Annotated in this window: 11 protein-coding genes and 1 tRNA gene; 4 read left to right on the plus strand and 8 right to left on the minus strand. The window is 38.0% G+C overall.

Annotated elements, in window-relative coordinates:
• Window positions 1-41: 41 nt before the first annotated feature.
• On the plus strand, window positions 42-713 hold the full coding sequence (locus B5Y67_RS17420) for a Crp/Fnr family transcriptional regulator (RefSeq protein ID WP_088227928.1): 672 nt from the start codon (window positions 42-44) through the stop codon (window positions 711-713).
• Here the strand turns inward: B5Y67_RS17420 and B5Y67_RS17425 are convergent.
• The 4 genes from B5Y67_RS17425 to B5Y67_RS17440 form a co-directional block, all read right to left on the minus strand.
• Entirely contained in the window at window positions 628-1,305 is a 678-nt protein-coding gene (locus tag B5Y67_RS17425; RefSeq protein ID WP_242976025.1) for a 4Fe-4S dicluster domain-containing protein, read from the minus strand. The two genes, B5Y67_RS17420 and B5Y67_RS17425, sit on opposite strands and share 86 nt — an antisense overlap.
• A 269-nt stretch (window positions 1,306-1,574) precedes the next feature.
• A complete protein-coding gene (phoU, locus tag B5Y67_RS17430) occupies window positions 1,575-2,234 on the minus strand; it encodes a phosphate signaling complex protein PhoU (protein WP_088227689.1) in 660 nt (219 codons plus the stop codon).
• A 411-nt stretch (window positions 2,235-2,645) separates the two neighbouring features.
• A complete protein-coding gene (locus B5Y67_RS17435; RefSeq protein WP_088227690.1) occupies window positions 2,646-3,062 on the minus strand; it encodes a CBS domain-containing protein in 417 nt (138 codons plus the stop codon).
• Between the two features lie 184 nt (window positions 3,063-3,246).
• Window positions 3,247-4,020 (minus strand): hypothetical protein, encoded by a 774-nt coding sequence (locus B5Y67_RS17440; protein ID WP_242976026.1) that lies wholly within the window; start codon window positions 4,018-4,020, stop codon window positions 3,247-3,249.
• A 690-nt stretch (window positions 4,021-4,710) separates the two neighbouring features.
• Between B5Y67_RS17440 and B5Y67_RS17445 the strand changes: the two genes are divergently transcribed.
• A complete protein-coding gene (locus B5Y67_RS17445; protein ID WP_088227691.1) occupies window positions 4,711-6,768 on the plus strand; it encodes a (Fe-S)-binding protein in 2,058 nt (685 codons plus the stop codon).
• Between the two features lie 166 nt (window positions 6,769-6,934).
• Window positions 6,935-7,345, plus strand: a complete 411-nt coding sequence (locus tag B5Y67_RS17450) for a hypothetical protein (RefSeq protein ID WP_088227692.1) — start codon at window positions 6,935-6,937, stop codon at window positions 7,343-7,345.
• Between the two features lie 120 nt (window positions 7,346-7,465).
• On the opposite strand, the gene B5Y67_RS17455 is transcribed toward B5Y67_RS17450, so the two are convergent.
• Together B5Y67_RS17455 and B5Y67_RS17460 are read right to left on the minus strand one after the other, a co-directional pair.
• On the minus strand, window positions 7,466-8,047 hold the full coding sequence (locus B5Y67_RS17455; protein ID WP_088227693.1) for an NAD(P)H-dependent oxidoreductase: 582 nt from the start codon (window positions 8,045-8,047) through the stop codon (window positions 7,466-7,468).
• A gap of 227 nt (window positions 8,048-8,274) precedes the next feature.
• The gene (locus tag B5Y67_RS17460; RefSeq protein ID WP_088227694.1) at window positions 8,275-8,640 is read right to left on the minus strand and encodes a hypothetical protein; all 366 of its coding nucleotides are present in this window, start codon (window positions 8,638-8,640) and stop codon (window positions 8,275-8,277) included.
• Window positions 8,641-9,246: 606 nt separating this feature from the next.
• Between B5Y67_RS17460 and B5Y67_RS17465 the strand changes: the two genes are divergently transcribed.
• On the plus strand, window positions 9,247-9,804 hold the full coding sequence (locus tag B5Y67_RS17465; RefSeq protein WP_088227695.1) for a flavin reductase family protein: 558 nt from the start codon (window positions 9,247-9,249) through the stop codon (window positions 9,802-9,804).
• Between the two features lie 222 nt (window positions 9,805-10,026).
• On the opposite strand, the gene B5Y67_RS17470 is transcribed toward B5Y67_RS17465, so the two are convergent.
• Together B5Y67_RS17470 and pepV are read right to left on the minus strand one after the other, a co-directional pair.
• A tRNA-Lys gene (locus B5Y67_RS17470) sits at window positions 10,027-10,102 on the minus strand.
• Window positions 10,103-10,202: 100 nt separating this feature from the next.
• The gene (gene pepV / locus B5Y67_RS17475) at window positions 10,203-11,606 is read right to left on the minus strand and encodes a dipeptidase PepV (protein ID WP_088227696.1); all 1,404 of its coding nucleotides are present in this window, start codon (window positions 11,604-11,606) and stop codon (window positions 10,203-10,205) included.
• Window positions 11,607-11,664 lie beyond the last annotated feature (58 nt).

Raw genomic sequence — 11,664 nt, forward strand, 5'->3', positions numbered from 1 at the left:
CGCAAATAAAAGAACGATTAACAGATACACCCATTGCTGCCATGCCTGATAACTTTATCGATTTTTGCCTTACCCACGGTCGTACGCGGCTTTATGGTCCTAAACAATATCTTTATTTTCCCGGTGACGAAGGAAATACCCTATATTTTCTTTTATCCGGAAGAATCAGGTTATATTTAATGGGAGAATTCAATGAAAAAATCATTCGCGTTTTAAGCCCCCCGGTTTTCTTTCCCGAAATCGTTTTAGACGGAAGGCCATATCCTCATGCCGCACTTTCGATGGAAGAAACAGAAGTTTTAGCTTTAAATCGTGATACTCTAATACACTTCATTGAAAGGAACCCTTCTTCTCTTTGGGGTTTTTATAAAATGTTAGCATTGGATTTGCGTCGTTCCTATAGACAAATCAGAAATTTATCCATCGGTGATGCTCGCTTACGTTTAGGTGCCAAACTCTATGCCCTGGCCCATGTTCATGGTCAGCAGACCCCCAAGGGAATATTGATTACGATCCCTTTATCAGCCACGGAACTTGCCGGAATGTGCAGTTTGGCCAGAGAATCCGTCAGTCGTATTTTGAGTGAATTGAAGGATTCGAATTTAATAGAAATTGAGAAAAAAAACATCACAGTTTCTGATCCTCAGAAATTAAGCCAGTGGATACATGACCGCTCTGCGCGTTCTCATTCTTCTTCAGAGCAAGATCAATAGATTCCAAGAAATGGGTTAATCGCTCTTGCTGATGTCCCTGAGCGATGTATTGCTGCAATGCTTCGGAAATCCAAGACACTACCTCTTCATCGTTTTTGACCTGACCGGCCAACTTAGCAAATTGTGGGTGACGTCCAACCCGCCCGCCATAACTTATGGTCCATCCCTGTTGACCGACGGACAGAGTACCCGTCGGACAAACTCTTAGGCAATCTCCGCATGAAATACAGCTTGACCAATTAATAATAATTTCCCGGTTAATCCTTTTTATTGCCTTCTCTAAGCATGCACTGACACAAGCATTACACTCTGCACACTGTTTTTGAGTAATTTGGGGAACAACATACCCGGATATGCCAAAATCCTTTATATCTGGCTGTGAGCACCCATTGGGGCAGCCAGATATACTAATTTTCGGTATATGATGATAGTGAATAGGGTTTATTTTTTGAGAAAGCGCTTGGATAAGATTTATGTCATTAAGTTTGTTCACCATTGTTTCATAAAGATTTTGCCAATTACAAGCAGATTTAGGACAATTCGGCCGGCAATGTTCTAGCTGAAACCCATTCTGCTGCACATTTTGCTGCATGAGATTTCCCTCCAGAGAAAAGTAAGTGTTAAAGTTTATCTTTACCCGATCCGCTGATAGTTTAACAGATTAATGTGTTTGTTGATGTGGTTTTAATCACAATCTCCCATTAATATTTCAATAATTTATCTTAGAATTTCAGGACTTATTCGACAATCGTGAATTCGCTTTCTAATAGTACAAAAGGATGGAGATTTATCTCCATCCTAAAATTTTTTTAATTTGCTCGATTCGTTCTTCTATGTTCTCCCTTGTTCTGCTCTTGGATGCTAATCATTCAAATTAACTCGTTTTCCGGAACAGAGATAGACAATTTCCTCTGAGACATTAGTACAATAATCTCCCAGTCGTTCTAAAAACCTGCAGGCAAAAAGCAGGTAATTAGCTTGCTGAACCTGATGAGGTTTTGTCATCATAATAACTTTTAACTCTTCAAAAACTCGAGAATATATTTTATCCACATCATCATCCATTATAGCCATAGAAGCTGCAGCGTCGCAGTCTTCTTGGACATAGGCTTTAAGGCCAAGTTCAAGCATTTCTTTTACCGTATCACTCATTAGAGGAATATCTATTAACGGCTTGATCAATGATTCTTGACCTATTCTGTGGGTTAACTTTGCCAGATCAACAGACAAATCGCCCATTCTTTCCAGATATATAGAAATTTTTAAACCTGCCACAACTTTACGCAAATCACGGGCAAACGGTTGTTGGGTCGCAATCAAACGAATACAGTTTTCTTCAATAACTGCTTGCAGATCATTAACTACGGAATCGCCGGTTATTATAGTATTGGCTAAATCTAAGTCTTGATCAATTAAAGACTTTACCGCTAAGCCAATTCGTTCATCCACCATCTTCCCTAGATCAAGGATATTTAGGCGCAAATCTTCCAGATCTTGATCAAATTTTTGACGCGTTGGCATTTTTTCCAGCCCCCTCTCCCTCTAAAATTGCCTTATTATTATATGACTAACATCCAGATTTTAAAGTATCTTAAAGAAATTTCTTTATGTTATTTCCGTTTATATTCAATTCCTTAACTCTGGTTTGCCATAACCTCCTTATATTTTTACGTTATTTGGATACCTAAACGCTGTTGCAAGATTGGTTTATATACTAAGTTTAGCATCTCAATTTGTGATTGAAAAATCTGTCTTTCAGATTGCAAACACTTTTCTCTCCCGTACTCATCCTATAATTTGCATTTTTTTCATCGAAGTTCAATGTCTAAAGAGACAATGTCATGGGAATAATTTGAAACAAAAAGCCACGATAACCGTGGCCTTACTCAGATATGTCGTATGAACACGTATTAAATACTATCTGCTAACCGGTTACTCCACCTTTCGTTGGAGCAATAACTGAGAGCAATATTCGATCATCTCGCGTCGCCGCACAATTCCAATGAACGTTTGTTGGTCATCAACAACAGGAACAAAATTTTGTACGACTGCTCGAGAAATCAAATCCTCTATTTGGGCATCAATAGTTACAGGCAAATTTTGAACATGTTGTTCCACTTCACTTAAATGAATGTCTTCCGTATTATGAAAGGTTAAACCAGGAGTATTTTTTAGCTTCCAAAGCAAATCTCCTTCAGTGATGGTTCCGATATATTTTCCATCATTATTGATAAGAGGGACCGCCGAATAACTATGATACTCCATCCTTTCCAATGCTTGGCGCATTGTCGCATTTTCTTTTAAATAGACTATATCCTTCTTAGGTATAAGAAAAAAAGCTACATTCATATATAATCTACGCTCCGTTAATAAAATCATGGAAGGTTTACTATATTCAATAAGGAATAATCAATCTGTTTAAAAATCATAAACGTTTAGGATATCTATTTATTATTATAGATAAACCCTTTCCAAAAGAAAAGATAAATCCAGCAACTAATACATTATACTTTAAATGGTTATAAACACAAAACTAAAAATGTTTACTAAAACGGTTTAATAAGTTCACTAAACTCTCCGGGGTAAATTGCAAAAGAGTTGGCTTAGTGGAAGAGGATTCTGGTAAAGGCTTGGCTCCCGTAGTTTGGGGAGGTACCACAGCCCGGACAAAAATTGTTGCTAGTAATTCTAAAATAAGCATCGGTAACGCTCCGCGCAATCCTGGAAACGTTACAACCGGTAGTAATATAAAAACAGTAGGGCCATAAGGATTAGCTACAAAATCCCCCCAAACTGCCAAAGCGAAAATAACTGGGGCTTCAGGTGTTTCTGTAGTCCCGGAAGATATATCAGTTGGTAAGCTCGTTGATTGACTATTTAAAGATTGAACCACTGAAGGTTGAATATTACTACTAGACACAGACGCTAAAAAATCTTGCAAATCGCTGACTGACATTCGAACAGTTTGCTCCGGAGAGATAACTGTACCAGGTTTAATTGTGCTTAATTCTAGTCCAAACAAACGATTACCTAAAAATAGAAAAAGCTGAGCAGCAATTAGAATACCAAGTGATGCAAATACTTTTCCCGTTAATAATGGTTGAAGGAAAAAGAGAGAAGAACTTCCCGGCAAGGAACTAACCGGAGAAAAAAGAGAGATTCCAAAATTCAAGGGTTCTTTTGAAGAATTTACGACACTTACCAATGGGTCACAAGCATTCGACATTACCAAAGGTTTATCAAAGGAGGACGCAATTTTTTTTTGAGTAATTTGATCTAAAGGAGACGTCGAATAATTGTCGCTCATAATCTTACTCCTCTCCTAACATAAATTATGAACGATCTTTAAAAAATGTAACTTTATTGATTGGGAACTTTTTCGGTTCACCCATTGCGATGTCTCCTTGTAAATCATAAAAAAATTGCAATTGAATAAAACTGCCAATACAACTTAATTATGATGCAAGTCCCATCTTAATGGTGATATAGGTATTTATTATGGATTAAGAAAATTATATTTATTGAATTTAAAGCAAAAATTGCCTCTAAACTCTTCAACTCCATTCTTGCAAGAAAAATATTTGTTTATAGAACGCTAAAACGTTTATTTAATGGCATATAGTAGTATAATTCGACATTTAGCATCCATATATTAAATTAATATTGAGCATGTTGACATAATACGACCTCAATGATAGTCTTTGACTATAAGAAAAACGCAGGTGTATTATTAGTAATTTCTTAAATGAAATTACCGAATAATTGCTAAACGTTTTGAGGTTATTTTTCATGTTTTAAGTGTAAAGATTCACAATAAAAGTGAATTATTTCACTTGTTGGACTTTTCTAAATATTATTATTTAAAGGAGTGGATAGGACAGGAGCATAGTGGAAGTTTGACACCAGATCCTGGTCATAGGGCTGCACAAGTTTTTAAGTGTTGTAGTTTCCTAATCCTCGGCAATGCTGAGAGTTTATTTAAATTGGAGGGAGTTAAATGCGTTTAAGTTGGCTAATAGTTTTCTTAATCATGGCTGCCGTTGCAGTCGTAGCTTTTAGTACTGCCCTAAAGAAAAAGATTAGTATTTTGTCATTAGGGGCTAAAGTAAAGGAAGAAAGATTCGAAAACCCCCAAAAACGTTTTATGAATTTTGTATCCATAGTCTTAGGTCAAAGTAAAATGATCAGTGAACCTTATGGATTTATTCATTTTTTCATTTTCTGGGGATTTATTTTTATTTGTTTAGGCGAATTACCATTAATATTTGAAGGAATTTTCCCTGCCTATTCTTTTCCCCTTCTAGGTACGAACCCATATTTTTATATGCTTAAAGATATCTTAACTTTGTTAGTGACCATCGGCTTAATCATTAGTTCTATTAGACGCTGGATCTTTAAGCCAGCTCAACTCTATCGTTCTAAAGAAGCAGCAATTATTGTTTTACTAGTTATCGGAGTCATAGTGACTGAATGGATTTCCAGCGGCGCTAAAGTTGCTCTTGAGCCAAAAAGCGCGTACGCTCTTGCTATTATGTATCATACCTTCGCCTCCCTCTTTAAGGGACTCAGTCCTGATACATTGGTCGGTATTCAAACATCATTTTGGTGGATTCATATGGTTGTCGTCTTTAGTTTTCTAGTTTATATTCCGAATTCCAAGCATATGCACCTATTAGCTGTTCATCCTAATGTATATTTCTCATCCTTAAAGCCCCTTGGTGCTCAAATTGAGAAGATTGATCTTGAAGATGAAGAACTGACAGAGTTGGGCGTTGCCAGAATAGAAAGCTTTACTTGGAAACAACTATTAGATTGTTTTGCCTGCGGTGAATGCGGTCGCTGTATGGCCAACTGCCCTGCCAATATTTCCGGTAAACCTCTTAATCCTAAACATTTGTTAAGTCACCAATTGAAAGAACATCTTATGGAAAAAGGTGCAATTCTGAGAGCTAACGGATTAACCTCCACCGGCGACGAAAATGCCGAAGCTTTAGCTGAGATCGCCGCAAAGGACCCGCAGGCTGCTGAGATTCTGCAAAAATCACTGATCGGTGACATTGTTACCGAAGAGGAAATCTGGGCTTGCACTACCTGCATGTCCTGTCAAGTCCAATGCCCTGTTGCCAATGAACATGTTAATAAAATCATTAATTTGCGTCAATCGTTAGTTATGATGGATAGTAATTTCCCGCAGGAATTACAAACCGCTTTCCGTAATGTCGAAAATAATGCCAATCCTTGGGGCGTCGGCTATACTGAACGTGCTAATTGGGCCTCTGACTTAGACATCCCCCTCATCAGCGAAAAAGAAAATGTTGACTATCTCTTCTGGGTTGGATGTGCTGGTTCTTTCGACAGTCGTGCTCAAAAAGTTACTGTTGCTATTGCTAAGATTCTGAAAGCTGCCGGAGTTAATTTCGCGATCTTGGGAACAGAAGAAAAATGCTGCGGCGACTTTGTTCGTCGATCCGGTAATGAATACCTGTTCCAAACCGCTGCAGCTGAAAATGTAGAAATCCTAAATAACTATAACGTGAAGAAAATCATCACAGCTTGCCCCCACTGCCTAAATACGTTAAAGAATGAGTATCCGGAGTTTGGCGGTAATTATGAGGTCATTCACCATACTCAATTCCTCAACCAATTAATTAAGGATGGAAAATTAGTACTGAACAAAAACGGCGCAGTCGAACCACAAAAGATCGTTTACCATGATTCCTGCTATTTAGGCCGCTACCAACAAGAGTTTGATGCTCCTCGTTCGCTCTTCCGCATGGTTCCGGGAGTAGAGATCGTCGAGATGGATCGCAACCATAATAAGAGCTTCTGCTGCGGAGCCGGCGGTGGCCGTATGTGGCTGGAAGAAGAAAATCACCAACGGGTTAATAACTTAAGAGTTGAACAAGCTCTTGAGAAGAACGCGGAAGTTATCGGTGCCAATTGTCCCTTCTGTATTACGATGTTGGAAGACGGCATCAAGGATAAAGTCGATACCGAAAAGCAAACTGTACGAGTTGTTGATCCGGCAGAGCTTATCGCTAAGATGATCAGTTAATATTTCGAGACCAATTCGAATCAATTCCGTTTAAAATTAATTAAATTTATATTGAATATCCATGAACAGTAGCAGAATTCGTACAAGCAAATATGTATCTTTAGATACAGCAACTTATGCACTATTTTTAAGCACTTGAGTAGATCTAATTTCAAGGAGGCTGCCCATGAAAGCGTGTGAAGGGACAATTCAAAGATTTACCTCAACAGGCCAAGATAGTGGTATAAAAGAACTTCAAAATCATGAGACCGCAGATTATCAATTAATCTACAATAATCTAATTGCTAAGCATATTGAAGCTTGTGGAGAAATTCCGGAAGGAATGGACATTCAAGTCATTAACAAGATCCTTACCCCTAATGGCGAGAATATAACTCCACTCGGTCTTGTTAATGTAAGTCTAGAATATTTAGCAAGAATCCTGACCTTCGCAAAAAAGCAAGGGATTCAATGGCAGATTGATAGCCGAGAGCACACTGATACTAATTTTAGGAAACTGTCTCACTTCACGGTCAAGGTCGATTGTCCTCAAGATGATTTTATGACAATGGCCAAAGGCTGCGGATACAGGTATTAGATGATAACCTGAGTCGGTGTGATCCCCCTTAAATTCTGCTTATGACTAAAGGCGTCCCATTTGGGACGCCTTTAGATATGCGCCACAAATAGGGTCTATGATCGATTCATAATTATCTCATCAGCAAAAAGTTGCTGATTGACTCAATTGAGTATTTGCTTGTGCTTTTTCAAGCAGTACTTGCAGAAGTTTCGAGATTGATCTTTTCGTTAGATTATCAGCCAGCTTTCCATCCTGATCAAATTTTTTGGCTGCATTTGTTATTAAAACCTTAGGAGTTCTTACTGTTTGCGAGTGAAGCTTAAAACAAACTTGTCGAAGATGATACTGGACACGAGCTCCCCCTAACATGTCTGGAGAAGCACTCATAATTGCCAATGGTTTATTGCTTAATGGCAAATCATTTCCTCTCGAAGCCCAATCCAAAGCATTTTTCAAAACCGAGGGAATGGAATAATTGTACTCAGGAGTTGATATTAGAATAGCATCTGCCTCAGCAACTTTTCGTTTAAAATCCAATACTGTTTGAGGTATCCCTTCCGCTTCAACATCTTCATTAAAAAACGGGATTGGAGATAAATCCACTATTTCCAAAGTGGCCCATTCGGGAAGCAGCTCAGCTGCTGCATGTAAGGCTGCTAAATTATAGGACTTTTCTCGCAGGCTTCCAGTTAACCCAATAACCTTTATCATTTTAGTCATTAAAAGCCCTCCCCTTTTAGTATTACATAATATGTAGGCATTGTTGCAAAAGTCAGTATAATTTAAACATTCAACATCTTTAGTATATTTCCTTCTTCTTGAAAAAATAATTTCGACAATTATAAATTTTTAAAATTAAAAAGTTAAGCCAGACTTAACTTGTCTGGCTTAACTTATAAGAAACATCGCCTATGTTTAACATAAGAATTAGATTGTTCTCCGCCGAATTATGAAGATATCCTTCTTTCCCAATCCACACCATGGTTATATTGTACAGATTGGGCTTTTATCTTGGATCTTGCTCGCTCTTCACCCACCCTCTCTCTAACTCTTTTATAGTTATAGCTGCGTCCCAGCTCCATTGTCTCCTGGGCTTTAAATGGAGCTTCCACTCTTAAAGTACTGAGATAAAGGACGAGAGATCCTATAACTGCTGAAAAGATCGTTAAAACATAATAAATCGTCGCAAGATATAAATTGAAACTATCGTCATAGGTATAAATTTGTCCTGCATTAAACATCAAGTTTTTGGAATAGCCAAATCCATAGAACAATAAAGAAGCAATATAACAAACGACTGTAACTTTGGGCATTATTACACCTCCACCTCAATAACTGGTCTTCGCCGATCAAGGAAGGAAATACAGCAACTACACTATTAAGAACCTAGTCATTTTTCAAGATAGCCAAATTCCTTTTGGATTAGGATGCGTCTATGTATTGATTTAAGATATTAAGAAACTAAAAGAGACCTGCAATACATGACACCGTAACACAATATACTAGTACATTTATTTGGTATTCGTTCGAACTTATGTTCTTATTATACCTCTATTTTATATGAATAGCAACAATTTCTATCCATGTATCTCCATAATACTATATTTATACAGATATCCTCCTGTCTTTTTCTTGGAAAACGAAATGATTACACGGCACAATTATTCGGCGATAAAAAAACAAACGTCCAGAAAAACCAAACGCTTGTTTTTAAACCTATGGGATTTAAATGTGCAATCAGCATAGAATGGAACCGATCAAATAAACTAAAAAAGATGCCCATGAAGAAACAATTAATCCTCAGGGCACACTATAACAATATGATAATTCATCGCAAAGAAAAAGTCTATACTTTTGGGAGAAATCCAGCTATATTATAAATGCTGGCAGCCAAGCAAGACTAATATTTGGAGGTTTACATGGAAAAAGTAAAAATCAAAAATTACCCGATGGTTAATCCAATTCCTATTGTGCTTGCTGGAGCTGAAGTTAACGGCAAGCCTAATTATGCCACTATTGGGGCTTTTGGAGTAGTGTGTGAAGGACCGATATTTTATATATCCTTAAAGGATACTCATTTTACAACTATTGGTGTCAAAGAAAACGGATATTTCAGTGTAAATATCCCCTCTGTTGATATGATTCAAAAAACAGATTACTGCGGCTCAGTATCAGGAAAAACAGTAGATAAATCTCATTTGTTTTCATCATTCTATGATGAAATTGGAAAAGCCCCAATGATTAGCGAATGCCCTATGAACTTTTTATGCAAAGTCGTTCAAACAGTTCCTATCTGCGGATTTGAAGTGTTTTTTGGAGAAATAGTTTCGACATTTGTAAATGAGAATTGCTTGACAGGTGATGTACCCGACCCACTGAAAATCAATCCGACTTTAGGAATGGGTTTCAGATACTATAATTTAGGTCAGTCGGTAGGCGCCGTGTTTAAAGAAGGTCAAGTTATAAAATCCAAATAATGATTACAACGGAAAGGGATATCATCTATTTGATTATCCCTTCTTTTCTATACAGAACCCTGGCGTACTTTACATGGTTAATTACTATTTGATTAAAGAAAGTGATATTATCTAGAGACTTATAAATTTTAATTAAAAATTGGCAGTCAAAAGTAGCTCTAAATACACAAAAAAAAGCAGGTATCTCAATAAAACCTGATACACCTACTCTTGTAATTCAATTGGTGCGCCACCGCGGGATCGAACCGCGGACCTGCCGATTAAGAGTCGGATGCTCTACCAGCTGAGCTAGTGGCGCAATAACAACAATAACTAGTATACTCACGATTCTAATGATAGTCAAGCTTTTTTTATAGAATATAATTTTCCTATCCTTTTATATTCACCTACGTTTAATCTTAGCGATGGTCAAGGTCACTTGCAATATTTAGGATTGCCTGGGCATAAACTTTGGTCGTTAACAGCACGTTATTGATAGAAATATATTCATCAGCACAATGTATCACTTCAGGTTCACCTGGGAAAACAGGACCAAAAGCCACGCCCTGAGGGAGCGCTTTAGCATACGTTCCTCCGCCAATAGCAAAAGCGTATGGTTCGAGGCCAGTTACATCTGCATAAGCTTTCAACAGTGATTTCACCAGTTCACTATCCTTGGGAACATGATGAGCTTTTTGATGGCTAAGAATTTCTAAAGTAAATCCCTCACTCCGAATAATTTTTTCGATCGGCTGCAAAACATCTTCTTGCTTGTATGTTACCGGATAGCGAATATCAAGAACAAAGCGCAGGTGATCCGAAGTCAATTCGAAGATTCCCAGGTTAAGAGATAATTGACCAGAGGGTTCGTCTCTGAAAGCAATGCCAAATCCTTCTCCGAAGAAGCCTTTTCCCGGATACATTAACATGAACTCAAGTATTTTTTGCTCCGCAGAAGTTAGAGGTAATTGCTGCAAATATTTCAGGGCAAAGATAACGGCATTCTTTCCTTTCTCCGGAAGACTGCCATGAGCTCCTATCCCTTTAAAACTAATAATAATCTCCGAAGTTTCCTTTTGCTTCTTGATTTCAGCCCCCACTCCCTCAGGGAGAACGACGGAATTCAAGGACTGAACGATCAACTCATGATCAAGACCTCGCAAAGTAACTCCACAAAGGTCGGGAACAATATTTGCTCGTTCTCCCCCACGAATACTGACAAGATGCGGTAAAGAAGCCTCAAATGCTTTTTTTAATTCCAGATGAAGAATTCCCTTTTCGGCGTGAATCAGAGGAAATTCGGCGTCCGGTGCAAAACCAATATAGGGAACCTCTTCTTTTTTTAAATAGTAATCCATATCTGCCCAACCTGATTCCTCATCCGTACCTAAAATTAAACGAACTCGCTTATTCAAAGGGATATTAGCATCTTTAATGGCCTTCATAGCAAATAGAGCTGCTAAAGTCGGCCCTTTATCATCCAGGGCGCCACGGCCGTAGATTTTCCCATCAACGATGGCTGCACTGTAAGGTGGAACCGACCAACCATCCCCTTCCGGTACAACGTCTAAATGCCCCAATATTCCTAAGAGATCTCCACTACCCATTTCAATATGACCAGCATATCCATCAACATTTTTAACTTCAAAGCCAAGTTTCCTTCCCAATTTCAAAGTCCAATCCAAGGCTTCTTGAATTCCAGGTCCAAAAGGAGATCCTGGGGCTGCATGAGCTACATCCTTTACGCTCTTAATTTGAATACAATCACGAATCGCTGAAATTATGTCTTCTTTCATTGCTTCAATTTGATGATCAAGACGCATGACTTACCATTCCTCCGTGTTTTTGCTTATTTCTCAACCATATCTTATCATACCTAAG

It is taken from the genome of Desulfosporosinus sp. FKB, assembly GCF_002196705.1.
In the GTDB taxonomy this organism is placed as follows: Bacteria; Bacillota; Desulfitobacteriia; order Desulfitobacteriales; family Desulfitobacteriaceae; genus Desulfosporosinus.

Coding starts and splice junctions, on each gene's coding strand:
- B5Y67_RS17420 (WP_088227928.1), top strand. CDS start 42: ATGCCTGATAACTTTATCGATTTTTGCCTTACCCACGGTCGTACGCGG.
- B5Y67_RS17425 (WP_242976025.1), bottom strand. CDS start 1,305: ATGCAGCAAAATGTGCAGCAGAATGGGTTTCAGCTAGAACATTGCCGG.
- phoU (WP_088227689.1), bottom strand. CDS start 2,234: ATGCCAACGCGTCAAAAATTTGATCAAGATCTGGAAGATTTGCGCCTA.
- B5Y67_RS17435 (WP_088227690.1), bottom strand. CDS start 3,062: ATGAATGTAGCTTTTTTTCTTATACCTAAGAAGGATATAGTCTATTTA.
- B5Y67_RS17440 (WP_242976026.1), bottom strand. CDS start 4,020: ATGAGCGACAATTATTCGACGTCTCCTTTAGATCAAATTACTCAAAAA.
- B5Y67_RS17445 (WP_088227691.1), top strand. CDS start 4,711: ATGCGTTTAAGTTGGCTAATAGTTTTCTTAATCATGGCTGCCGTTGCA.
- B5Y67_RS17450 (WP_088227692.1), top strand. CDS start 6,935: ATGAAAGCGTGTGAAGGGACAATTCAAAGATTTACCTCAACAGGCCAA.
- B5Y67_RS17455 (WP_088227693.1), bottom strand. CDS start 8,047: ATGACTAAAATGATAAAGGTTATTGGGTTAACTGGAAGCCTGCGAGAA.
- B5Y67_RS17460 (WP_088227694.1), bottom strand. CDS start 8,640: ATGCCCAAAGTTACAGTCGTTTGTTATATTGCTTCTTTATTGTTCTAT.
- B5Y67_RS17465 (WP_088227695.1), top strand. CDS start 9,247: ATGGAAAAAGTAAAAATCAAAAATTACCCGATGGTTAATCCAATTCCT.
- pepV (WP_088227696.1), bottom strand. CDS start 11,606: ATGCGTCTTGATCATCAAATTGAAGCAATGAAAGAAGACATAATTTCA.